We start from the raw sequence: 22,553 nt of genomic DNA on the forward strand, positions 1-22,553 counted from the left end.
ACCGGCCCGCCCGGTCGCCCCGCACGACACCACGGAGCCGCGGTCCCCAGGGGGCCGCGGCTCCGCTGCCTCTCCCTCCCCCTGCCTCTCCACCCCGCTCCGCCCACCCGTTCCGCCCGCCCCTGCCCCAATCCCGCGATCTTGCAGTTCGGGTCGGTGATTCATGGGGTTTTGCGCCACTTTATCCCGACCGGAAGTGCAAGATCGCGGGATTGGGGCAGGGCCGGGCGGGCTGTCAGAGGATGTGCAGGGTGGTGCAGAGCCAGGTGCCGCGGCGGTGTTCGAGGCGTACGGCCATGGCCCAGCTGCGGCCGGCGGCGGCGAGTACGGCGGCCACCTCGACGGCGGCCGGGCGTGGCTCGCAGACCCGTAGCCGGCGCAGGTGCACGGTGGGTCGGGTGGACCGGCGGCGGACCGGCCCGGTGCGGGACGTGGCACGGGCCAGTTGTTCGCTCGCCTCGGTCATCCGCCCCGGTTCGACCAGGGCGCGGAGCTGCCCGGGTGGCCGGTAGCCGTTGAGGATCTCCAGGAAGGTGCCGACGAACCGCTGCGCGGCCCGGGTCGCCTCCGGCGTGGCGGCGGGGACGCCCGACGGTGGGCCGGTGGGTGGCCGGCCCGGCCGGGTCGGTGCCGGTCGGGGATCGTGCCGGCGACCTGACGGGCGTCCGGCGGGCTGCTGCCCGGTGCCGAAGAGGTCCAGGGCGAGCTGGCCGCTGGGGCGGGGCCACAGGTCGGGGGCCTCGTCGGCGTACGGCGGCTCGCTGACCGGGGCCGGGCGCAACCGGATCGGGGGCCGGGACGGCCCGGGACGGCGGGAGTCGACCATCACCTCACCCCTCAATCGTTGCGTTTGCTTTCGTTTGCCTTCAACAGGCTTTGATTCTTGGGCACGGTAGTGCCCGCCGTCAATGTCAGAATGGGGTCGGGTCGCTACTCGGAGTCGCGGTCGACGAGGGGATTGCCGCGTACCCACTCCGCGGTCTCGGCGTACTTGCGTTGGATGTACTCCTCCAGCCGGGCGCGCTCGACGCGCCACTGGCCACGCCCACCGATCTTGATCGCGGGCAGCTCGCCGCTGCGGACCATGTGGTAGACCTGCGAGTCCGACACGTTCAGCTCGGCGGCCACGTCGGAGAGCAGGAGAAACCTCGGCTCCACGGTCAACCCCCGGTGTTGGCGTCGTTTGCCTCAGTTTGCCACCGCCGCCCGGCGCGGCCCAGTGCCGCCGCCCGGTACGGCCCGGCATCCTCGCCCGGCACCACCCGGACACCGCCGGCCGGCCCGGCCGAGCACCGCCGGCAGCGGACGTACGGTGAGCCGCCTTCCACTGGCGCGGTGCGAGGTGTATGACGGTCTCGGCGTGCGGCATGATCGGCGCCCGGGACCGGCGGACCTGCCGGTCCGGCGAACGATCGGGGGAGTTGACGTGAGCGACCAGTTGGTCCGGGTGTACGTCCCGGCGACCGTGCCGATGCTGACCCGGCTGCGCGAGCACGGGCTGCCGGCTGCGGAGGCGCACGCCGTCACCCCGGCCCTGCGCGAGTGGTACGCCGAGGGCGACGAGGAGGAACTGGAGTATGTCGCGTTCACCCGCGCCGCCCAGGACGCCCTCCAGCTCCTGCGGGAGGACCCGGCCGCCCCCCGTCGGCGGGTGGTGGTCTCGGTGGACCTGCCCCCGGCGGCGGTCGGTCGAGGCGACGGCGAGCTCGGGTCCAGCTACGTGCTGCTCGACGGGCCGGTGCCGGTCAGGTCGGTGGCGGCGCTGCACGTGGACGGGGCGGACGCGGTCGACGACGTCAGTGCCGCGGTGGAGGTGATCGCCGAGGCGCTGGCCGGTGACCCGGACGCCCAGTTCACCGTCGACAGCGCCGAGGACCACGAGCTGGAGTGGTACGACCCGTCCGAGCTGGACCTGCTGCTGCGCGCGGCGACCTCCTGACCACACACGGCGCCGGCGGGTCGGAGGCTCAGTCCGTGGCCGGCTCCGGCTCGCCGTCCTCGTCGTGCCGGGCCGGGCCGAGGGTGCGGCCGAAGAGGACCAGCGCGGTGAGCGCCCCGACGAAGAGCACCCAGATCCCGTTGTCGATCCGGGAGGTGCCGAGACTGGTCTGGGCGACCGCGTCCGCCTCGCTGAGTGCGCCGGCCAGGTCGAGCAGGGTCCCGCCGCCGATCCGGATGATCACCTCGGCGAGCAGCAGGAGCAGCCCCGGCCCGGCACCGGCGACCAGGTAGACGGGCCAGCGCAGCGCCGGCGCGGCCGGGTCGCGTCGGACGGCCCGGCGTCGGGCCCAGGTCAAGTAGCCGAAGACGAGCAGGCCGGCGAGCAGGCCGGCGAGCAGCGACTCGGTGCGGGAGACCCACTTCGCGGCGGTGACCAGCGACGCCTGGGAGCCGTCGGAGCCGAAGAGGTCGAAGAGGGGGTCCCGGGCCCGGCTGAACGCCACCACGAACAGCAGCGTGCCGAGGGCGGCGGTGACGACCGCGCCGACCGGGGCGGCGGTGCGCGCCCCGGCGATCGCCCCGCCGATGATCGCCGCCGCCGCGCTGGTGCCGGCGATGGTGTTGGTGGTGGCGTTGTCGGCGTACGTCAGGTTGATCGCGAGCGCGGTGCCGAGCCCGACCAGCATGCCGGCGCCGATCGCCGCCGCGAAGCGCACGCTCGTCCGTTCGCCGAGCCGGCGGGCGGCCAGTTCGCTCGCCGCCAGTGCGACGGCCGTGCCGGCCACCAGCGCGGCGGAGATCACCCCGGGCAGCGCGAAGGCGGAGAGGCTGATCGCGGTGAGACCGGCCGCCGCCGAGGTGATCGCCTCCCGGGTCGACCAGAGCATGGCGGCCAGCCAGCCGACCGCGAGCAGGGCCAGCACCGGCGTGCCGGGAGCGCCGGCCGGGTGGGCCGTGCCGGCCTCCGGCGCGACCTCGTCGACCGGGTCGGTGGTGTCCGGCTGGTCCGGCTCCGCGGCCGTCGAGCTGCCGGGCTGGTTGCTCATGCTCTCCCCTTCGACACCGCGCCCGCCGTGTCGACGGGCCGGGCAGGTCACCGGCCATCCAGCGTACGCGCCCGGCCAGGGCGGGCCCGCGCGCCCGCAGGGCTGCCCGCAGCCTGCATTCCTTCGGCAGATCACCACATTCGGGTACGGATCAGTGCCCGATGCCGGTGTGCGCTTGACGATCCACGGTTTCGGGGCGGGCGTGGCGTGATCGTCGGGGTGCGGGCGTGGGAGAATCGCGGCAGGTCCCGCCGCCGCGACCGGGTACGCCGTGCGGTGTCCGGCGTCCGGCCGCCCGGTCGGTGCCCGCGGGTCCGGTTTCGCCACCGCCGTCGAGATCGCACAGGAGCCTGTGATGGACGCCGTGTTCTCCGTACCCGAGCCGCGCAACGAGCCGGTACGCACCTACGAGCCGGGCAGCGCCGACCGGGAGCGGCTCCAGCGGAGGCTGGCCGAGCTGGCCGCCGAGCGGATCGAGCTGCCGATGACCATCGCCGGTGAGCAGCGGATGGCCGGCGGCGCGTCGATCGACGTGGTCCAGCCGCACAAGCACGCGCACGTGCTCGGCGTCACCGGTCACGCCACCCACGACGACGCCCGGGCCGCGGTGAAGGCCGCCAAGGACGCCGCCCCGATGTGGCGGGCGCTGCCGTTCTCCGAGCGTGCCGCGATCTTCCTGCGCGCCGCCGAACTGCTCGCCGGCCCCTGGCGGGACACGCTGAACGCGGCCACCATGCTGGGCCAGTCCAAGACCGCCGTGCAGGCGGAGATCGACGCGGCCTGCGAGTTCATCGACTTCCTCCGGTTCAACGTGCACTTCGCCCGCAACCTGCTGGAAGAGCAGCCGATGTCGTCGCCGGGGGTGTGGAACCGCTTCGACCACCGCCCCCTGGAGGGCTTCGTCTACGCGGTCACCCCGTTCAACTTCACCGCGATCGCCGGCAACCTGCCCTCGGCGCCGGCCCTGCTCGGCAACACGGTGGTCTGGAAGCCGGGCCCGACCCAGCAGTTCGCCGCGCACTTCACCATGCGGCTGTTCGAGGCGGCCGGCCTCCCGCCCGGCGTGATCAACATGGTCACCGGGCGCGGCGAGGAGGTCTCCGACGTCGTGCTCGCCGATCCTGACCTGGCCGGGATCCACTTCACCGGCTCCACCAAGGTCTTCCAGCACCTGTGGAAGACGGTCGGCGAGAACATCGCCGGCTACCGGGGCTACCCGCGCCTGGTCGGCGAGACCGGCGGCAAGGACTTCGTGGTCGCCCACTCCAGCGCCGACGTCGACACCCTGCACACCGCGCTGATCCGCGGCGCGTACGAGTACCAGGGCCAGAAGTGCTCGGCCGCCTCGCGGGCGTACGTCCCCCGGTCCATCTGGGAGGGCGGGCTGCGTGACCGGCTGGCCGCCACCGCCGAGGCGCTCACCTACGGTGACGTCGCCGACTTCAGCAACTTCGGTGGCGCGGTCATCGACGACAAGGCGTTCTCCCGGCACACCGCCGCACTGGAGCTGATCTCCGGCGACGACGCCTGCCGGATCCTGGCCGGCGGCACCGCCGACGACTCGGTCGGCTACTTCGTCCGGCCGACGCTCTTCGAGTGCACCGACGCGGCGCACGAGACCTTCACCACGGAGTACTTCGGCCCGATCCTCGGCGTGCACGTCTTCGACGACGCCCGCTTCGACGACGTGGTGACCCAGGCCGAGTCGATCGCGCCGTACGCGCTGACCGGCTCGATCTTCGCCACCGACCGCCGGGTGGTCGACGCGGTGGCCGAGAAGATGCGGTACGCGGCCGGCAACTTCTACATCAACGACAAGCCGACCGGCGCGGTGGTCGGGCAGCAGCCCTTCGGTGGCGCCCGGGCCAGCGGCACCAACGACAAGGCGGGCTCCTGGCACAACCTGGTCCGCTGGATGTCGCCCCGGACGATCAAGGAGACGTTCGTGCCGCCGACCGACCACACGTACCCGCACATGGGCTGAACCGGCGACGGCCGTCGGCGGCGCGAGCGGCGTCGCCGGCGGCCGGGCCGGCCCTCGACCCGCCCCTCGGGGGAGGGCCGGCCGCCGATCATCGGAGTCCGCGTGGCCGGACGGCGGCGAGGCATCGATGGTCCTGGCACCACTGTCGTCCGCCGACAGTGCACATAGGAAATCCTGCCGGGTGGCAAATACGGAAATCCTGGACGCGGTGACGGCAAAGTGGCAGCTTAGAGGGCATGGCGGAATCCGGAGTCAACCCCACCGCGGCGGCCCTGCTCGGCCTGCTGCACGAGGGGCCGATGACAGGCGGTCAACTGATGGCCGCCGCCGAGCGCCGACTGGCGCCGTACTGGTCGATGACCCGCAGTCAGGTCTACCGGGAGTTGCCGGTGCTGGCCGAGCGGGGTCTGGTGCGGCTCGGCAAGCCCGGGCCGCGGATGAGCCAGCCGTACGCGATCACCGCGAGTGGGAAACGGACGTTTTCCCGCTGGTTGGCGGAGAGCCCGGGGCGGGACACCATCCGCAACCCGGTCGCCCTGCGTATCGCCTTCGGTGAGCTGCACTCGGCCAGCCAGCTGAAGAACCTGTACGCCTCGGCGAACGAGTACCACACCGAGGCCCTGGCGCACGTCCGTGAGCAGGTGAAGAACGCCAAGAAGGAGGGCGACACGTACGACGCCAGCGCGCTGGAGTTCGCCGTGGCGTACCACAAGGCCGCCCTGTCCTGGCTCAAGACCGCCCCGGTCGGCTGACGACCTGTGTCGGCTCGGCCATCTGAGGTGAACGGACCGCAGGTCGCCAAGTACCCTTGTCTGTCGTGACCGCTGCCGATTACGCCGAACAGCTCAAGGAACTCGACGCCACCCTGCGCAACATCGAGTCGGTGCTCAACCTCGACCGCCTGCGGGAGGACAAGGCCCGGCTGGAGGAGCAGGCGTCCGCGCCGGACCTCTGGGACGACCAGGCGCGGGCGCAGCAGGTGACCTCGCAGCTGTCGTACGTCAACGGCGAGATCAGCAAGCTGGGCAGCCTGCGCTCCCGCCTCGACGACGCGCACGTGCTGCTGGAGCTCGCCGAGGCCGAGGATGACGCCGGGGCGCTGACCGAGGTCGAGACCGAGGTCGCCGGGCTGAAGAAGGCCATCCAGGAGATGGAGGTCCGCACCCTGCTCTCCGGCGAGTACGACTCCCGGGAGGCGCTGGTCGCCATCCGGGCGGGCGCCGGCGGGGTGGACGCCGCCGACTTCGCCGAGATGCTGCTGCGGATGTACCTGCGCTGGGCCGAGCGGCACGGCTACCCGACCGAGGTCTACGAGACCTCGTACGCCGAGGAGGCCGGCCTGAAGTCCGCCACCTTCGCGGTGAAGGTGCCCTACGCCTACGGCACCCTCAGCGTCGAGTCGGGCACCCACCGGCTGGTGCGGATCAGCCCCTTCGACAACCAGGGCCGCCGGCAGACCAGCTTCGCCGGGGTCGAGGTGCTGCCGGTGGTGGAGCAGACCGACAGCATCGACATCCCCGAGAACGAGATGCGTGTCGACGTCTACCGCTCCTCGGGCCCGGGTGGGCAGAGCGTCAACACGACCGACTCGGCGGTGCGGATCACCCACATCCCGACCGGCATCGTGGTGACCTGCCAGAACGAGAAGTCCCAGCTGCAGAACAAGGCCTCCGCGCTGCGCGTGCTCCAGGCCCGGCTGCTGGAGCGCAAGCGCCAGGAGGAGGAGGAGAAGCTGGCCGGCCTCAAGACGGGCGTCACCAGCTCCTGGGGCGACCAGATGCGGTCGTACGTCCTGCACCCGTATCAGATGGTGAAGGATCTGCGAACCGAGCAGGAGACCGGCAACCCGTCCTCCGTCTTCGACGGGGAGCTGGACAGCTTCATCGAGGCCGGCATCCGCTGGCGCAAGCAGCAGCAGTTGGCCGGCGACGCTGCGTGATCGTGCGCGGACGGGGCGCGTCGCCGATCTCCTGGTGAGCGGGCGAATCGACGACGCGCCTCGCATCGGTGGGGCGTAGGACTTGGCTCAGCGGTTACACCGCGTAGACTCACCACCCGTGATTCAGCTTGAGCAAGTGACGAAGACGTACCCGAAGGCGTCCCGGCCTTCGCTCGACAACGTGTCCGTCTCGATCGAGAAGGGCGAGTTCGTCTTCTTCATCGGTCCTTCCGGCTCCGGCAAGTCCACGATCATCAAGATGCTGCTGCACGAGGTCAGCCCCAACAAGGGCCGGGTCGTGGTCAACGGCAAGGACGTCACCTCGATGCGCTCCTGGAAGCGACCCCACTTCCGGCGTTCGATCGGTTGCGTCTTCCAGGACTTCCGGTTGCTGCCCAACCGCACCGCGTACGAGAACGTGGCGTTCGCCCTCGAGGTGATCGGCAAGACCAAGGCGGTGGCCCGCCGGGTCGTACCCGAGGTGCTGGAGCTGGTCGGGCTCGGTGGCAAGGAGCACCGGTACCCGCACGAGCTCTCCGGTGGTGAGCAGCAGCGCGTGGCCGTCGCCCGGGCGTTCGTGAACCGTCCGCTGATCCTGCTCGCGGACGAGCCGACCGGAAACCTCGACCCGGACACCTCGATCGAGATCATGCGCCTGCTGGACCGGATCAACCGCACCGGCACGACCGTCGTGATGGTCACGCACGACTCCAACATCGTGAACCAGATGCGCCGCCGCGTCATCGAGATCGAGAGCGGCCGCATCGTGCGTGACCAGGCCCGCGGCGTCTACGGGTGAGCCGACGCTCCACCCCTGCCGTACGACCTGACGACGAACATCTCACGCCGGAGAGCCGGAGGAACACCCGATGCGGATGAAGTACGTCCTGTCCGAGGTACTGGTCGGACTGTGGCGCAACGTCACCATGACCGTCGCGATGATCATCACGATGGCGGTGTCACTGACCATGCTCGGCGCCAGCGGCCTGATGTACCAGCAGGTCGGCGACATGAAGGACCTCTACTACAAGAACATCCAGGTTTCGATCTTCCTGAAGACCGACGTCAGCGCCCAGCAGCGTGACGACCTGGACGCCAAGTTGAAGAGCGACCCCCTGGTCAAGGAGGTCCTCTACGTCAACAAGGACGAGGCGTACAAGCGGTTCCAGGAGATGTACCAGGACGCCCCGGACCTGGTGAACGCCGTCAAGGCGGACCAGCTGCCCGAGTCGTTCCGGATCAAGCTGGTCAACCCGGAGCAGTACAAGGACATCTACGACCAGTACAAGGACACCGAGGGCGTCGACGAGATCGTCGACCAGAGTCGACTGCTGGACAAGATCTTCGACATCCTCACCGCGATCCAGAACATCGCGTTGGCCGCCGCGATCGTGATGGCCGTCGCCGCGCTGCTCCTGGTCGCCAACACCATCCAGGTGGCCGCGTACAGCAAGCGGCGTGAGGTCGCGGTCATGAAGCTGGTCGGCGCGTCCAACTGGTTCATCCAGGCGCCGTTCGTGCTGGAGGCCGTGGTCGCCGGTCTGATCGGTTCACTGCTCGGCCTGATCGCGCTGATCGGCGCGAAGTACTTCCTCTTCGACGGGTCGTTGCAGGCGCTGCGCGGGCTGCTCTCGCCGATCCAGTGGTCGGACATCTTCCTGATGTTCCCGCTGATGGCCGGCGTCGGCGGTCTGGTCAGCGCGGTCACCGCCTGGGTCACGCTCCGCTTCTACCTGCGGGTCTAGTCGCCGTACGGCTCTCCGGGGGCCCTTCCGCGCCAGGAATAAACGGCGCGGGAGGGCCCTTGTCGTTCGGGTAGCATGATCTCCGCCCACCGGCCGGTCGCCGGCGGGCGGATCACCGGAAGGGGGTGGCGCCGATGCCACGGGAAAAGGGTCGCAAGGTGGTCGCCTCCAACAAGAAGGCACGCCACGACTACGCCATCCTCGACACGTACGAGGCGGGCATGGCGCTGACCGGCACCGAGGTGAAGTCGCTGCGCGCGGGTCGGGCCTCGCTGGTCGACGCGTTCGCGCAGGAGCGCAACGGCGAGCTCTACCTGCACGGCATGCACATCCCGGAGTACACCCAGGGCACCTGGACCAACCACGAGCCCCGGCGTACCCGCAAGCTGCTGCTCAAGCGCCTGGAGATCGACCGGCTGATCGGCAAGACCCGCGAGGGCGGCCTGACCATGGTGCCGTTGCAGGTCTACTTCTCCGACGGCTGGGCCAAGGTGGAGATCGCCCTGGCGAAGGGCAAGAAGTCGTACGACAAGCGTCAGGACCTGGCCAAGCGGGACGCCGACCGGGAGATCGCCCGGGCGGCGGGTCGGCGCGGCAAGGGGATGGACGACTGATTCATCCCGTTCGTCCGGTTGGCAAGTTCGCCCCGGGCCTCGGGATGAATCCGGTTGCGGCAGGCGTTACGCTTGACGGAGCCGCCAACACCGGCGGCCCGCCGAGGGGGTGACTGGTTTCGACTTCGTACGTTGCGGCAGGGGAAGCGAGCCGAGGAAGCCGACGTCGTCTCGAGAATCGTTCGTCGGAAACCAATAAGCGCCAAGAACAATCGCGCTGACTTCGCTCTCGCCGCCTGAGGCGAGTAGTGAGTCTGTCGGCCTGGGAGCGCCTTCGACCCAGTTAGCCGGCATCAGCTAGAAGGCTGGCCAACCGGACCCGGTCGCGGGGTCCGTGCGGCGAGATCAATCAGCGACTGGGCCCGTCACACCGACTCGCTCGCGTGATCGGAGGGGCCGAGTAGAGGCACAGCGAGCTGCGCTCGGAGAAGCCCTGACAAACCGGCGAAGGACCCGGGTTCGATTCCCGGCACCTCCACCACCTGAACTGTGCGCCCCGGTCCACCGGACCGGGGCGCACAGTCGTCTCCAGGTCCGGTCGACGCTGCCGCCCGGTCGGCGCGTTCGCCGCCGCGCGGGCCAAGCCGGGCGCCGAGCGCGGCTTCCGGGCGTCCCGACCGCGCCGCGCGGGCCCGCACCCCGGCGAGACGGTGGGGCAGGAGAGACAGCTGTGACCAGCGGGACCGGTGGGGCGGACGGGCCGAATGAGACCGCGCCGGAGCCTGGACAGGGCCCCGTCACGGGTCCACCATCGCTGTACGCGGAAGCACGCAGCGCGGGAGGTGCCCATGGTCACCGGTCCGATCCAGCAGCCGTCCGTCGCCCCCACGACGGTCCGCCCGCCCGCCGCCCGCCGGCCCGTCGGCGACCTGCCCGCCCTGACCCGGGCGTTGGCCGTGCCACCGGGGGAGCCGCACTGGCGGGAACGGGTCATCCGGCAGCTCGCCCCGGTCCGCCGGGGCTTCGCCGAACACGTCCGGCTCACCGAGGGGCCGGCCGGTCTCTACGCCGAACTGCTCGCCCAGGCGCCCCGACTGCACCGGGGCGTACGGCTGCTGGCCAGGGAGCACGCGGCCATCGTCGCGGCACTCGCCGAGCTCCAGCACGCCGTCGAGCGGCCCGGGATGCCCGCCGAGGAACTGCGACGGCGCACCGACGAACTGCTGGACGCCCTGGCCCGGCACCGGCAGCACGGCGCGGACCTGCTCTGGGAGGCGTACCAGACCGACCTCGGTGGGGAGACCTGAGCCGGCGGAACCGGACGACGACGCGGGCCGTCCAAGGGGTATGCGTCGACTTCTGGTCCTGCTGAGCCTGCCCCTGGTCGCCGTGGCCGCCTGCGCGCCCGCCGGCTCCGACCCGGCCGACGGCGGGTCCGCCGGCAGCCCCGACCACCGCCGCGAGGCGTTCGCGCAGCGGGCCGTCGAGGTCGCCGAGGCGTGGCGCCCCGGCCCGGCCTGGACGACCGGCTACGTCCCGTTGCAGGACCAGACCGTGCTCGTCGGCGACCCCGACTTCACCGCCGACACCGAGGCGGCCTTCCGGGCCGGCTGGTACCGGGATCAGATCGAGCTGCCGGCCGCCCGCCCGGCCGCCGGCACGATCCGATTCCCCGACGGGACGATCACCGTGCCGCTGGTCAGCGCGGCCGAGGCGTACCGGCAGCTCGACCAGGGCGACCCGCCGCCGTGCGAGGGCCGGCCCAAGGAGCCCCGCCCGACCATCGAACCCGGTCCGGACGGTTCGGTCTCCAGCCCGGTCGCCACGGCCTGCATCCCGCTCACCGTCACCGCCGTGCGGCTCGGCACCGCCGGAGTACGGACCAGCCGGGGCGTCGCCGAGGTGCCGGCCTGGCTGTTCACCGTGGAGGAGTTGGCCGCGCCGGTGGCCCGGGTCGCGGTCGCGCCGCAGTCGGTGGGTGCCCTGCCGGCGCCGACCGCGCCCGCCCGGCCCGCCCCCGACGGGGTGGTGGCGGCCCAGCACCTCCGCGCGACCGACGGGGCGACGCTCACCTACGTGCTCGGGGTCGGCTCCTGCGACACCGGGATCACGCCGCTGGTGCAGGAGCGCGACGACCTGGTGGTGGTCGGTGGCGCGGTGACCCGGTCGACCGGCGTCTGCGACGCCATGCTCAGGCTGGCGCCGGTCACCGTCACCCTGGCGGCGCCGCTCGGCGGCCGGCCGGTGCTCGACGTGGTCACCGGCCAGGTGCTCACCGAGCAGCCCGGCTGAGGCGTCAGAGGATCCGCGGCACCTCGCCGCTGACCGGCACCGGGAGCACCGTCGGCCGGTCGGCCCGCAGCGCCCGCTCCAGCGCCTCCGGCAGCTCGTCCAGCGATCCGACGGTCCGCGCGGCGCAGCCGTAGCCGTGGGCGATGGCGGTGACGTCCAGCCCGGGCAGCTCCAGCCCGGGCACCCCGGGGGTGGACTTCAGCTCGGCGAACGCCTTGAGGATCGCGTACTGCCGGTTGGCCGGCACCACGACGGCGAGGGGCAGGCGCAGCTGGGCCGCGGTCCAGAGCGCCTGCACCGAGTAGTGGAAGGAGCCGTCGCCGATCACCGCGACCACCGGCCGGTCCCGCCCGGTGTCCCGCTCGGCCAGAGCGATGCCGACGGCCGCCGGCAGGCCGTAGCCGAGCCCGCCGCTGGCCATGGTGAAGTACGACGCCGGTCGGGTCACCGGCAGCCGGCGGCGCAGCGCGGCCAGGTTGGACGGTGACTCCTGGACCAGCACCCCCTCGGTCGGCCAGCAGTCGGCCAGCGCGGCGAAGAGCGCGTCGGCGCTCGGCGGGTCGCCCGCCTCGGGCGGCTCCGGGTCTCCCCGGGGCGACGGCGCGGGCCGGTCGGCCGCCGGCAGCAGGTCCAGCAGCGCGGCGAGGGTCAGCCCGGCGTCGCCGAGCAGGCTGTCGCCGACCGGGGCGCGCGCCGCCTCGTCCGGGTCGTCGGTGACGTGCAGCAGCCGGGCCCCGTCCGGCAGGTGCTCGCCGGGCACGTACGGGTAGTAGCGGAACACCGGGGCGCCGACGACCAGCACGACGTCGTGGCCGCGCAACTGTTCCGCCAGCGGGGCCATCGCGAACGGCAGCACACCCCGGTAGTGCGGGTGCTGTTCGGGGAAGGCGGCCCGCTCCGGCGCGGGCGCGGACCACACGGGCGCGGCGAGCCGCTCGGCCACCGCCACGGCCACCGGCCAGCCGGCGGCCCGGTCCACGGCCGCGCCGAGGACCAGCACCGGGTTGCGGCTCGCGGCCAGCAGCGCGGCGAACTCCCGTAGCCGCCGGGGATCGGGGGCGAAGCGGGTGGCCACGGTACGCACCTGCGGCGGCGGGTCCGCCGGCTGCTCCCAGTCGTCCAGGGGCAGGGAGAGGAAGACCGGCCCGGCCGGAGGCTGGGCGGCCGTGGCGTACGCCCGCATCACCGCCGCCGGCACGTCCTGTGCCCGGACCGGTTCGTGGCTCCACTTCACGTACGGCTGGGGCAGCTGCGTCGGGTGGCGCGCCGCCAGCCGGGGCTCCATGAGCAGCATCGTCCGGCTCTGCTGGCCGGCGGTGACGATCAGCGGGGTCCGGTTGTGCCAGGCGGTCACGAGGTTGCCCATGCCGTTGCCGGTGCCCGGGGCCGTATGCAGGTTGACGTGCGCCGGGCGTCCGGTGGCCTGGGCGTACCCGTCGGCCATCGCCACCGCGGACGCCTCGTGCAGGGCGTGGACGTAGCGGAAGTCGGCCGGGAAGTCCTGGAGGAAGGGCTGCTCGGTGGAGCCGGGGTTGCCGAAGACGGTGGTCATGCCGAGGGCGCGCAGCAACTCGTACGTGGTGTCCCGGACGGTCGCCATCGCACCTGCCTCCGTGTCGCCGCGCCTGCCGGGAGCGGCGGCCCCGACCTGCCGAATCTATCGGGGCGAACCGGGTGCTTCGGGCGCTTTGCGCGGCGCGGGTCGGCTCACGGCAGGTCGAACGGGAGCGTGATGCCGTCCAGGGCGTGCCCGCACGGGCAGTCCCGGTCGGCCGGCAGCGCCGCCACCGCGTCCAGCAGCACCGCACGCAGCCGGTCGGTGTTCTCCGCGAAGACGCGGAACACCTCCTCCTGGGTGACGGATCCGCCGGCCTCCACGCCCGCGTCCAGGTCGGTGACGAGTGCGATCGAGGTGTAGCAGAGTGCCAGCTCGCGGGCCAGCACCGCCTCCGGATGGCCGGTCATGTTGACCACCGTGCCGCCCATCGCCGCGTACCACCGGGACTCGGCACGGGTGGAGAAGCGGGGCCCCTCGACCACCACCACCGTGCCGCCGTCCACCGCCGGCACGTCCCGCCCGGCCGACGCGCCGAGCAGCGTACGCCGGCCCACCGGGCAGTACGGGTCACCGAACGCGACGTGCACCGCGCCCCGGTCGTAGTAGGTCTGGGTACGGCCACTGGTCCGGTCGATGAGCTGGTCCGGCACCACGAAGGTGCCCGGCCCCAGGTCCGGCCGCAGCCCGCCCACCGCGCACGGGGCGAGCACCTGACGCACCCCGAGCGAGCGCAGCGCCCACAGGTTGGCCCGGTACGGGATCAGGTGCGGCGGGTGCCGGTGGTCGCGGCCGTGCCGGGGCAGGAACGCCACCCGTCGCCCGCCCACCTCGGCGATGGTCACCGCGTCCGAGGGCGCTCCGTACGGCGTGGCGACCTCGTGCTCGGTCGCGCCGTCGAGCAGCGCGTAGAGCCCTGACCCGCCGATCACCGCGATGTCCGCCGTCGGACCCATCGCACCTCCCTCGATCTTGCTCGATCACCCGCCGGTCAGACCTTAGCCAGCGCCCCGGACGCAGGCTATGGTGCCAGGCATGGCGGTGACAGCACGGACGGACGGCGGCGCCTCGTCTCACGACGCGGAGCGCGGCTGACCATGTCCGAGATGCAGGAGGAGGGACGCGCGATCGGCGGTCGAGCCACGGAGTCGATGACCGGACGGCTGCTGGTCGCGACTCCGGCCCTCAAGGATCCGAACTTCGACCGTACGGTGGTGCTGCTGGTGGCCCACGAGCCGGGCGGGGCGCTCGGCGTGGTGCTCAACCGGGCCACCGAGGTGCCGGTGGCGGACGTCCTCGGGGACTGGAGCGACCTGGCCCGCCACCCCGCGGTGCTGTTCGAGGGCGGCCCGGTGCAGCCGGAATCGGCGATCTGCCTGGCCCGGATGCGACACCCGATGCGGCGGCTCAAGGGCTTCCAGCAGATCTCCGGCGCGGTGGGCACCGTCGACCTGTCGGCCGACCCGGAGAAGATGCGGGACAGCATCGGTGGCATCCGGGTCTTCGCCGGTTACTCCGGCTGGGGTTCCGGCCAGTTGGAGCAGGAGATCGAGGAGGGGTCCTGGTTCGTCTTCGACGCGCTGCCCGGCGACGCCTTCGTCGATCGCCCCGACGACCTGTGGCCGATGGTGCTGCGGCGGCAGGGCGGGATGATGGCGGCGGTGGCCCACTTCCCGCCCGATGTGGCCCTGAACTGAGCCCGGCGCGGGGGGACCCCCGCGATATGACCATGCCGGCCGTCGTGTGTATAGTTCTCTCCGTGCCCGGGACACCGGGGACGACAGCAAGGGGCCGTGGCGCAGCTGGTAGCGCACCACACTGGCAGTGTGGGGGTCAGGGGTTCGAGTCCCCTCGGCTCCACCCATACGAAACGCCCTGGTGGGGGACAGGATCCCCCACCAGGGCGTTTGTCATTGCGCATGCCTGAGTCGCTACGTGCCAGAACCGTGCCAGATCACGCGTCGACCTTGCCTCGCGCCTCGTTGATCAAGACGTCTAGAAGGCGGCGATGGCGTGATCGCGAGCACGGGTGACGGCGAACGGCTGCCCCGTTGTTCGACGCACGTCGGCTCCTCGCATCGCCGACCGGATCTGCCGACATGTCGGGGGGCTGGTGTCGCCAGGGCGTGGCGGCGAATACCGGCCTCCGTTACGATCATTACCCCGCCTCCCATTAGGAGGGATATATGGAAAATTCCCTTCTGGCTTGGTTTGCTCCTAGGTGTTCCGTTGTCCATCATGGCAAATATGCTCACCACTCCAATTCAGCGCCAAGTGGCCCATCACAGCCGCAAGGTAAGGATGCGCCAAGAGGAGAAGCGGAACCGAAGTCAGCAACTGGCGGAGATCCACGCTCAGCACCCCGAGTCGCTAGGGGCGCAGCCTCGCGCCTCTTCGGTCAAGGCGTCCAGCGCGGCGGCGATGGCTTGATCGCGGTCACGGGTTGCGTGCTGGTAGGTCATAGCGGCACGGGTGCTGGAATGCCTGATGCGTGCCATCAACTCCTTGAGCGTCGCGCCGCTCTGCGCCGACCAGCGGCGGGTGCCATGCTCGGCCCGACTCGCGTCCTTGGCGACTCGGCGAGCGATTTCGCAGCGGCAGGGCATTGCTTCGTCGTCCAGCTCGACAGTTGGCGGAGATGCGGGCGGGGCCGGGCTTCGGTGAGGCGGATTTCGCCGTCTTCCGGTGCCCGTCTTCGGGAGCCGTGAGTCAGTTCTGGCCGGGGCTTGCTACGGGTAGTCCTGCTTCCTTGGCGCATTCGAGCAGTCGCCGGTCGTAGGTGACGAAGGCGATGAGCGCCGTTCCGGACTCGTTGGTCAAAACCTGGGCGGTGGCCAGGTGGATGGCATCGAGGCTGCGTAGCGTCGGCTCGGCGAACGCGGCCGCGGTCGCGCGGATCGTACTGTCGATCTCCAGTCGGAAGAGCCGTCCGACGGCCGCTGGTACTCCGATCAAGGCTTGGGGAGCTGATCGGCGCAGCGCTCTGGGCACTTCCACCTCGACGAGAGCGGAGGAGACCAGTGGCACGTCGTCGTGGTTGTTGAGCCAGGTGACGAGGTCGGCGCTGCATGCCTCCTGCCGGACCAGTTTGACGACGGCGGCGGAGTCGAGGTAGATCACCAGCGCTCCTCGTCTCGCATCGCGGTGAGCGTGGCGGCCACGTCCACATCCTCGTCACCGAGCTTCGGAGGAAGCGGAACAGGACCGCCGCCGGTCGGGGCGAGGGCTCGCCCCGCAGCTACCAGCTTGGCCAGCGTCGACCTGTCGTCACCGACTGGAACAAGTCGGGCGATCGGGTGCCCGCGATCGGTGATCTCGACGGTCTCACCGCCGCTCACCCGAGCCAGCACCTGGCTCGTGTTCTGGTTCAGCTCCCTGACACCGATACGTTCCATGGCAAGAGTGTAGAACCAAATGTTCTACGTTTCCAGTTGCTCGCGTGACCAGCGGCTTCCTCCTCGTCACGGCCAGAACCGACGGCATCAGGCCGCCATTGAGAGGGCCCGCCGGTAGTTCCTCGCAGGACAGGACCCGGGGGCGCATTCGATCACCGTCTGCCCCTGTGGTCGCCACGGATGTTGCCGGCCGTCCCCGGCGCGGGTCGACGCGCTCCAGGCATGGTGGTCGACCGGCGGTTCGGCCGGTCGGGCCGGAATCATCGGGCGCCATCCGAGCTCCGTGAGTTGGACAAACTCAGCGGTAGCGGGTCACCGGCGATGGTGGCGATGTGGTTCGCCTGGTGGTACCTCCGGCCCACCCGAGCGGAAACGCCTTGGTGAGGGAGATGATTCCCACCAAGGCGTTCGTCGTTTCCCCCTCCCTCAGGTCGCTACGTGACCCAGGCGGTTCGGCTCAGGGCCGGCAGGGTTCCCGTCGCAATGCCGCGTCGGGCTGGTCGGCGGCATGCCATGCCGGGTTGAGTGCCAACGGCAGGGCCGGCGCCTGCCACGCCCCGGCGACCCGCTGGAGGGCCGAGTACTCCCAACGGAGCAGGTTGCTCGGTGGCTTGCCGGTGAGGTGATCGGCCAGGTGGCGCAGTCCGGCCGGCCGGTCGATCAGGTGGCCGTGGAAGCCGGCCATCTGGATCACGGGAATCTGGGCGTTGAGCTCCGCCGGGACCGCGATGGCGTCGACAATCGGCAGGAGCGCGATCATCCGCACGCCCGGCACCGGGCAGAGCAGGCGGTTGCGGTAGAACGGGGCGTCGTCCAGCAGGGAGCGGATGAACGGCGAGTCGGGCGTGTCCGGCGCCTCGCTGGTGGCCTCCATCAGCTTGAACATGCCGCGCAGTTGCCAACCCGTGGCGATGCCCCAGCCCGATCGAGCCTGCGGCGGCGGGTAGTAGGCACGCCCGGCCCGCAGGATCGGGCTGTCCAGCACCACCGTGTCGACTGCGGGGTGCGGGTATCGGTCCAGGTAGTAGCGGACGACGAGGGCGCCTTCGCTCTGCCCGACCAGCGAAACCCGTTTACCGCTGCGCGCGTGGAGCTGGTCCACCTGGGTGGCGAGCAGTTGGGCGCTGGTGGACAGCGACTGGTGGGTGTCGACCGGTGAGTAGAACACCGGCTTTCCGTGGTTGTCGGTCCCGCGGTACGAGAAGCGCACGATGGGAGGTTGGGATTCTGACGGGTCCCCGTAGTGGGCCGAGTTGTAGCCGCCGAGGAAGATCACCGGATGGCCGATGTCCCCGAACTGTGGCAGGGCGTCGATGGGTTGCAGCGACTGGCCGGCGCCGCGGGCCCCCCGGTCCTCGGCGTATTCGACCAACAGCAAGCTGCTCACCACCAGGGCGACGACCAGCGGCGTCACGGGCAGTCGGGACCACCGCACCCGTTGCTGGAGCACTGTGGCGCGCACCTTCTGCTGCCACAGAAGGCCGTTGACCATTCCGGCCACGGCGGCTGCCGGTACCGTCAACCAGTCCGGGACGGACCAGACGAGCGCGGCGCCCGCGGCGAGGGTCACGAAGTTGAGCAGCGACCAGCCGACCATGGCGGCCGACGGCAGACCGCGCCACCAGTTCGGCACGATCCCGCCCCGCTGGAGCAGCGGGGCCAGGATTATCACCGGCACCAACTCGAGAAACTGGAAGTAGGCCAACGAGACATCCGAGGCGACCACGGCCAGCGCGGTCCACGGCGAGAGAATCACGGCGACGACGGCCGCGAAGGCCAGGTTGCGACCGGCCAGCCGGCGAAACGACGGACACGGCCGCTCGGCCGGCCAGGCGAGCGAGACCAGTAGGGCCGAGAACAGTCCGCGGAGCACGATGGCGCCCAGTAACAGCCCGGCGAACATGGCCCAGGAGTTGTGGTACACCAGCACCCAGCGCAGGTCGAAGAACGCCCCGTACGGCGAGATCGCGCTGGCCTGGGGGGCCAGGCCGAACGCCGAGGTGAAGTCGACGGCGTACAACACGGTCGCCACGGCCGCCGCCGGCAGGGCGGTCAGGACGAGCAGCCACAGCAGACGTACCCGATCAGGGCGCACGGCTTCTCCCTTCCGCCAGCCGACCGGAGGGTGCGAGACCAGTTGGGGTCAACCTACCGTTCTGCTGCTATTTCCGGACCAAGTAGGTAAGACCTGGGTAGCCTGGGCGCACGGGACGGTAGGTCGGGGCGTCGGCCGACTGCTCATCCCGCACGCGTGGTCGGCCAGCGCCCGCGCCGCCGCGGTGCGGCCCACGGCGATGCTCTTCGACGAATGGTCCGGCGCACTCGACCCGCACCTGGTCGGCGAGCAAGCGGCCGAGGACTTCCTGCCGACGATCCCGATGCGCGAGGGGTCCCGTGTGGGTGTGCGGCTTCGGGGTCGTGCGCAGTCGGGGAAGGAGAGATGAATGCGTGCCAGGCGGGCGGCGGTGATGGCCGTGGTTGCGGCACTCTCACTGACCACCGGCGCCTGCGGTGAGGGCGACAGCGGCCCCGGTGTCATCGAGAAGGCCGCGAGGACAAAGACGCTCGCCATCGGCGTCATTCCCGACCAGCCGGGCCTCAGCCTGAAGACCGACGGCACCTACGTGGGCTTCGACGTCGAGATCGGCAAGATCGTCGCCAAGGGACTCGGCGTCGACCCGGCCAACATCCAGTGGAAGGACACCAACGTACCGATCCGCGAAGAGGCCATCAAGGAGGGCACTGTCGACCTGGTCGTGGCCGCCTACACGATCAACGACGCGCGCAAGAAGGAGGTCAGGTTCGCCGGTCCGTACTACGTCGCCGGCCAGGACCTGCTGGTCAAGACCGACTCGACCATCAGAGGGCCGGAGGACATCGACGGCAAGGTCGTCTGTTCGAACACCGGCTCGACGTCCGCCAGGCGGATCCGGTCGCAGTATCCGAGCGTCCGCCTGCAGCAGTACGACCAGGACTCCAGGTGCCTGCCGGACCTCGAGTCAGGCGCGGTCGACGCGATGAGCACCGACGACGTCGTCCTCCTCGGCTACTCCATGCAGCCGGAATACGTGGGCAAGTTCAAGCTGGTGGGCAAGACCTTCTCCGAAGAGCCCTACGGCATCGGAATGAAGAAGAAGGACACAGCCGGCTGCGAGAAGATCAACGAAATTCTGCAGGCCGCCGCGCGGGACGGGTCGTACCAATCGGCCTGGAACGCCACGTTGGGCAAAAATGACCACTCGGTACCGACGCTGGACGCCGGCAGAATGAGCCACTGCGGTGCATGAGTGATCGAGGCCGGCAGCGGCAACGGTCGCGATCGGGGCGCCGGCGGCGTGAGGGGCCCCGCCACGTCGCGCGGAGCCCCTCACCTGCCTGCTACTCGGCCACGACAATCATGTGGCCCTGGCCGGGGATGCCGTCCATGTTGGTCATGCTGTACATCTGGCTCGCGGTGACCAGATGGTGGTCGTCATGGGCGGGGTCCCACACGATGAACTTGTCGATGTCGTAGGTGCCGTTGCTGTTCTTGATGCCGGAGTAGCCCTGCACCACCAGGTAGTGCATGGTGAAGTAGTCGTCGTTGCTCCACCAGGGGATGTCCTTGGCCTGCACGACGATGGCGGCCGGCTGGCTCAGGTCGACCGAGCGGGCCAGCTTGTTCATCACCAGCTTCCACTTGTCGCTGGAGGCACCCTCGGCCGCGTAGTCGTGGTACACGTAGCTCTTGATCCCGGACCTGCCGGCGAGTTCGGCGTTGAGCACGTCGCGTACGTCCCACGGATTGGTGCCGAGCGAGTCGGTGCCGAGCTTGGCGGCGTACCCGGCCTGCGTGTCCAGCGGCGTCTTACCGAGCGACTTGAGGATCGCCTGCAGCGCGGTCGGCCCGCACCAGGTGCCGGTCTGCTGCTGCTCGCCGTTGACGTTCATGCTGGCCACCCGCAGGGTGTGCTTCCAGCCGCCGTCGATCTCGATGCCGGTCTGCAGCACCGTCGTCCCCCCGGTGGTCGAGACGAAGCTCGGCCCGTCGCAGGATCTGTCGTTGCTGTAGTACGCCGCCTGGCAGGTGTTCAACGTCAGGTCACCGGCTGAGTCGATCATCGTTAGCTTGCCGCGGATGACCCTTGAGGTGCTCAGCGGTTGCGCGTACAGGTGGGCCTTGACGCTGCTGCCGGAGTACTCCAGACAGCCGGTGTAGTACACACCCGGGTACGCCGAGGCGGCGCACAACTCCTCGCCGCTGTCGACGCCGTCGTTCTCCGCGTCTTGGTCGGAGATGGCCTTGGTGCCCCACTTCTTGTCGGTGGACGGGTCGGCGACCGGGGCGACGACGGCGTAGATGTTGTCGTACGTGTGCACAGCCCCGGGGTTGTTTGGGTGGAACGGGCCGACCTTCTTCACGGTGTTGCCGTAGTTGCCCTCGATGGTGGTGATCCGGCCGTCCGGCAGCACGTCGACGACGACCCCGACGTGCTGGCTGGAGTAGTAGCCGTTGCCGTAGAGGACCACGTCGCCGGGGCGGATGTTGGACTTCGAGCGCAGCAGGCCGTGGTTGCGGCCCCAGGTCTCGAAGGTGCCCGAGTACGGGAAGTACACGTCGACACCGGCCTGCTGCCAGGTCCACGAGGCGAACATCGAGCACCACGGGTCGCCGCACTTCACGGTGCCGTGGTAGCCGTAGGGGTTGCAGTTGTCGCCCCACTCGTCGGTGCCGAGCTGACCGTAGGCGGCGTTCACGATCGCCGAGCGGATGTTCGACGAGGCGACACTGCCCGGGCTCGGGGTCGTGGGCACGGTCGGGTTACCCGGTCCTCCGGTGGGCTTGGGGTCGCTGTCGCAGCGCGGCAGGATGATGTCGACCGAGCCGGTGGAGACGTAGAAGTCGGGCACCCACAGCCCGTCGCTGGTCTTGTCCCACACCGCCGAGCCGCCGTAGTTGAACTCACCGTACGCCTGGCAGGTGATGGTGAGGTAGCTGCCGCCCGGGTACTTGTCGACGACGCTGCCCGAGGTCAGGCTCTTGCCGTAGTAGCCGTTGAGGGTGGTCTTGGCGAGGAACCGGTTCCCGCCACCGGACGGCGAGTCGCTGTCGCACTGGCGCATCACGAGGCTGCTGGATCCGGTGATGACGTAGAAGTCGGGAATCCACAGCCCGTCGCTGGTCATGTCCCAGATCGCCGAGCCGCCGTAGTTGACCTCGCCGTACGCCTGGCACATGACGGTGACGTAGCTGCCCTCACCGTACTTGTCCCAGACGTTGCCCGCGCCGAGGCTCTTCTCGAAGTAGCCGTTCAACGTCGCGCGGATCTTGAACTGGGTGCCACCGTTCGGGTTGGTGGCCACGCCGCCGCTGATGCCGATCGAGGAGCACAGCGGAACGCCGGTGATGCGACCGCTCGTGCCGGTGGTGACGTACGCGTCGGGAACCCAGTAGCCGTCCGTCGTGTAGATCCACAGGGTCGAGCCGCCGGCGCTGACCCCGTAGTCCTGGCAGCGCACCCAGAGCGAGCTGCCGTCGGGGTACGCGTCGACGCGGATGCGGTCGTTCGGATCGGCGCTGCCGCGGCCGTCGATGGCGAACTTCACCGGGTACGGGCCGGAGTTGGAGCCGCCGCCCGACGGGGTGCCGTTGATGCCGATGGACAGGCAACGCGGAACGCCCGCGACGAAGCCGCTGGTGCCGGTGCGTACGTAGGCGTCGGGAATCCAGTAACCCTCACGGGTGTAGTCCCAGATGGTGCTGCCGCCGGCGGTCATGCCGGAGTCCTGGCAGCGCAGGTAGATCTGCTCACCGCTGAGGTACAGGTCGGTCGCGGTGCGGTCGTTCGGGTCCATGCTGCCGCGGCCGTCGATCGCGGTCGTGGCCGGGTAGGGGCCGTACAGCGGGAAGGTCGGATCGGCTTGTGCGGGAGACGTGATCGCCACGGCGGCGACCAGTGCTGTGCAGGCACTGACCGTCATGGCGAGCACGCGTTGCAAGGTACGCAGCTCCGTTCAGAGATGGTGAGCGATCCGAGCGGTCGCCCGTCTGATCAGACCGAAGCAGGCAGGGCTGCACAAGGTGGCTCATCGGGGAGGTCTCGCTGACCTTCCCGGCCGTGC

At 70.5% G+C, this 22,553-nt stretch carries 20 protein-coding genes, 1 tRNA gene and 1 other RNA gene; 13 read left to right on the forward strand and 9 right to left on the reverse strand.

The window, feature by feature from the left end; genetic code table 11:
• Positions 1–235 precede the first annotated feature (235 nt).
• Both GA0070560_RS06895 and GA0070560_RS06900 read right to left on the reverse strand, forming a co-directional pair.
• Positions 236–826, reverse strand: a complete 591-nt coding sequence (locus GA0070560_RS06895; protein WP_091293023.1) for an Rv3235 family protein — start codon at positions 824–826, stop codon at positions 236–238.
• Positions 827–930: 104 nt separating this feature from the next.
• Positions 931–1,158, reverse strand: coding sequence for a helix-turn-helix transcriptional regulator (locus GA0070560_RS06900; protein WP_091292689.1), 228 nt, complete (start codon positions 1,156–1,158; stop codon positions 931–933).
• A gap of 268 nt (positions 1,159–1,426) precedes the next feature.
• Here GA0070560_RS06900 and GA0070560_RS06905 point away from each other — a divergent pair, with 268 nt between their 5' ends.
• Positions 1,427–1,939, forward strand: coding sequence for a DUF6912 family protein (locus GA0070560_RS06905; RefSeq protein WP_091292692.1), 513 nt, complete (start codon positions 1,427–1,429; stop codon positions 1,937–1,939).
• Between the two features lie 28 nt (positions 1,940–1,967).
• Here GA0070560_RS06905 and GA0070560_RS06910 read toward each other — a convergent pair whose 3' ends face one another.
• The gene (locus GA0070560_RS06910; protein ID WP_091292695.1) at positions 1,968–2,987 is read right to left on the reverse strand and encodes a hypothetical protein; all 1,020 of its coding nucleotides are present in this window, start codon (positions 2,985–2,987) and stop codon (positions 1,968–1,970) included.
• A 355-nt stretch (positions 2,988–3,342) separates the two neighbouring features.
• Between GA0070560_RS06910 and pruA the strand changes: the two genes are divergently transcribed.
• The 9 genes from pruA (at position 3,343) to GA0070560_RS06955 (ending at position 11,501) form a co-directional block, all read left to right on the forward strand.
• The gene (gene pruA / locus GA0070560_RS06915; protein ID WP_091293025.1) at positions 3,343–4,971 is read left to right on the forward strand and encodes an L-glutamate gamma-semialdehyde dehydrogenase; all 1,629 of its coding nucleotides are present in this window, start codon (positions 3,343–3,345) and stop codon (positions 4,969–4,971) included.
• A gap of 236 nt (positions 4,972–5,207) precedes the next feature.
• Positions 5,208–5,723, forward strand: coding sequence for a PadR family transcriptional regulator (locus GA0070560_RS06920; RefSeq protein WP_091292697.1), 516 nt, complete (start codon positions 5,208–5,210; stop codon positions 5,721–5,723).
• Positions 5,724–5,788: 65 nt separating this feature from the next.
• Positions 5,789–6,910, forward strand: a complete 1,122-nt coding sequence (gene prfB, locus GA0070560_RS06925; RefSeq protein ID WP_091292700.1) for a peptide chain release factor 2 — start codon at positions 5,789–5,791, stop codon at positions 6,908–6,910.
• Positions 6,911–7,028: 118 nt separating this feature from the next.
• Entirely contained in the window at positions 7,029–7,709 is a 681-nt protein-coding gene (gene ftsE, locus GA0070560_RS06930; protein ID WP_091083937.1) for a cell division ATP-binding protein FtsE, read from the forward strand.
• A 70-nt stretch (positions 7,710–7,779) separates the two neighbouring features.
• Positions 7,780–8,655, forward strand: a complete 876-nt coding sequence (gene ftsX / locus GA0070560_RS06935; protein ID WP_091292703.1) for a permease-like cell division protein FtsX — start codon at positions 7,780–7,782, stop codon at positions 8,653–8,655.
• A 134-nt stretch (positions 8,656–8,789) separates the two neighbouring features.
• Positions 8,790–9,269, forward strand: coding sequence for an SsrA-binding protein SmpB (gene smpB, locus GA0070560_RS06940; protein WP_091293028.1), 480 nt, complete (start codon positions 8,790–8,792; stop codon positions 9,267–9,269).
• Positions 9,270–9,374: 105 nt separating this feature from the next.
• Positions 9,375–9,750, forward strand: a transfer-messenger RNA (tmRNA) gene (ssrA, locus tag GA0070560_RS06945).
• 307 nt (positions 9,751–10,057) lie between these two features.
• Positions 10,058–10,516 carry a hypothetical protein gene (locus tag GA0070560_RS06950; protein WP_091292705.1) on the forward strand — a complete coding sequence of 153 codons (459 nt, stop codon included), beginning with the start codon at positions 10,058–10,060 and terminating at the stop codon, positions 10,514–10,516.
• A 40-nt stretch (positions 10,517–10,556) separates the two neighbouring features.
• Positions 10,557–11,501, forward strand: coding sequence for a hypothetical protein (locus GA0070560_RS06955; RefSeq protein WP_091292707.1), 945 nt, complete (start codon positions 10,557–10,559; stop codon positions 11,499–11,501).
• 4 nt (positions 11,502–11,505) lie between these two features.
• Here the strand turns inward: GA0070560_RS06955 and mdlC are convergent, their stop codons facing one another.
• Both mdlC and GA0070560_RS06965 read right to left on the reverse strand, forming a co-directional pair.
• Positions 11,506–13,101, reverse strand: coding sequence for a benzoylformate decarboxylase (mdlC, locus tag GA0070560_RS06960; protein ID WP_091292710.1), 1,596 nt, complete (start codon positions 13,099–13,101; stop codon positions 11,506–11,508).
• A 107-nt stretch (positions 13,102–13,208) separates the two neighbouring features.
• Positions 13,209–14,012, reverse strand: a complete 804-nt coding sequence (locus tag GA0070560_RS06965; RefSeq protein WP_091292712.1) for an S-methyl-5'-thioadenosine phosphorylase — start codon at positions 14,010–14,012, stop codon at positions 13,209–13,211.
• A gap of 141 nt (positions 14,013–14,153) precedes the next feature.
• Here GA0070560_RS06965 and GA0070560_RS06970 point away from each other — a divergent pair, with 141 nt between their 5' ends.
• Both GA0070560_RS06970 and GA0070560_RS06975 read left to right on the forward strand, forming a co-directional pair.
• Positions 14,154–14,753: a YqgE/AlgH family protein gene (locus GA0070560_RS06970; RefSeq protein WP_245675391.1), complete on the forward strand. Its 600-nt coding sequence runs from the start codon at positions 14,154–14,156 to the stop codon at positions 14,751–14,753.
• Positions 14,754–14,843: 90 nt separating this feature from the next.
• Positions 14,844–14,916 (forward strand) — tRNA-Ala (locus tag GA0070560_RS06975).
• A gap of 849 nt (positions 14,917–15,765) precedes the next feature.
• Here the strand turns inward: GA0070560_RS06975 and GA0070560_RS06985 are convergent.
• The 3 genes from GA0070560_RS06985 to GA0070560_RS07000 form a co-directional block, all read right to left on the reverse strand.
• Positions 15,766–16,176, reverse strand: coding sequence for a type II toxin-antitoxin system VapC family toxin (locus GA0070560_RS06985; protein WP_091292714.1), 411 nt, complete (start codon positions 16,174–16,176; stop codon positions 15,766–15,768).
• Entirely contained in the window at positions 16,173–16,451 is a 279-nt protein-coding gene (locus tag GA0070560_RS06990) for a type II toxin-antitoxin system Phd/YefM family antitoxin (protein ID WP_091292716.1), read from the reverse strand. Before GA0070560_RS06990 ends, GA0070560_RS06985 begins: the two co-directional genes overlap by 4 nt.
• Positions 16,452–16,908: 457 nt before the next feature.
• Positions 16,909–18,546: an alpha/beta hydrolase family protein gene (locus GA0070560_RS07000; RefSeq protein WP_091292720.1), complete on the reverse strand. Its 1,638-nt coding sequence runs from the start codon at positions 18,544–18,546 to the stop codon at positions 16,909–16,911.
• Positions 18,547–18,895: 349 nt separating this feature from the next.
• On the opposite strand from GA0070560_RS07000, the gene GA0070560_RS07005 reads away from it, so the two are divergent.
• The gene (locus GA0070560_RS07005) at positions 18,896–19,738 is read left to right on the forward strand and encodes a glutamate ABC transporter substrate-binding protein (protein ID WP_091292722.1); all 843 of its coding nucleotides are present in this window, start codon (positions 18,896–18,898) and stop codon (positions 19,736–19,738) included.
• Positions 19,739–19,829: 91 nt separating this feature from the next.
• Here GA0070560_RS07005 and GA0070560_RS07010 read toward each other — a convergent pair whose 3' ends face one another.
• Entirely contained in the window at positions 19,830–22,412 is a 2,583-nt protein-coding gene (locus GA0070560_RS07010; RefSeq protein WP_245675409.1) for a CHAP domain-containing protein, read from the reverse strand.
• Between the last annotated feature and the right edge of the window lie 141 nt (positions 22,413–22,553).

Source organism: Micromonospora halophytica (assembly GCF_900090245.1).
In the GTDB taxonomy this organism is placed as follows: domain Bacteria; phylum Actinomycetota; class Actinomycetes; order Mycobacteriales; family Micromonosporaceae; genus Micromonospora; species Micromonospora halophytica.

Bases quoted from the DNA above. Each gene is read 5' to 3' on its own strand.
- GA0070560_RS06970 (WP_245675391.1), top strand. From the start codon at position 14,154: ATGTCCGAGATGCAGGAGGAGGGACGCGCGATCGGCGGTCGAGCCACG.
- pruA (WP_091293025.1), top strand. From the start codon at position 3,343: ATGGACGCCGTGTTCTCCGTACCCGAGCCGCGCAACGAGCCGGTACGC.
- GA0070560_RS06910 (WP_091292695.1), bottom strand. From the start codon at position 2,987: ATGAGCAACCAGCCCGGCAGCTCGACGGCCGCGGAGCCGGACCAGCCG.
- smpB (WP_091293028.1), top strand. From the start codon at position 8,790: ATGCCACGGGAAAAGGGTCGCAAGGTGGTCGCCTCCAACAAGAAGGCA.
- GA0070560_RS06965 (WP_091292712.1), bottom strand. From the start codon at position 14,012: ATGGGTCCGACGGCGGACATCGCGGTGATCGGCGGGTCAGGGCTCTAC.
- GA0070560_RS06990 (WP_091292716.1), bottom strand. From the start codon at position 16,451: ATGGAACGTATCGGTGTCAGGGAGCTGAACCAGAACACGAGCCAGGTG.
- GA0070560_RS06955 (WP_091292707.1), top strand. From the start codon at position 10,557: ATGCGTCGACTTCTGGTCCTGCTGAGCCTGCCCCTGGTCGCCGTGGCC.
- GA0070560_RS06950 (WP_091292705.1), top strand. From the start codon at position 10,058: ATGGTCACCGGTCCGATCCAGCAGCCGTCCGTCGCCCCCACGACGGTC.
- GA0070560_RS07010 (WP_245675409.1), bottom strand. From the start codon at position 22,412: ATGACGGTCAGTGCCTGCACAGCACTGGTCGCCGCCGTGGCGATCACG.
- GA0070560_RS07005 (WP_091292722.1), top strand. From the start codon at position 18,896: ATGCGTGCCAGGCGGGCGGCGGTGATGGCCGTGGTTGCGGCACTCTCA.
- ftsX (WP_091292703.1), top strand. From the start codon at position 7,780: ATGCGGATGAAGTACGTCCTGTCCGAGGTACTGGTCGGACTGTGGCGC.
- GA0070560_RS06895 (WP_091293023.1), bottom strand. From the start codon at position 826: ATGGTCGACTCCCGCCGTCCCGGGCCGTCCCGGCCCCCGATCCGGTTG.
- GA0070560_RS06920 (WP_091292697.1), top strand. From the start codon at position 5,208: ATGGCGGAATCCGGAGTCAACCCCACCGCGGCGGCCCTGCTCGGCCTG.
- mdlC (WP_091292710.1), bottom strand. From the start codon at position 13,101: ATGGCGACCGTCCGGGACACCACGTACGAGTTGCTGCGCGCCCTCGGC.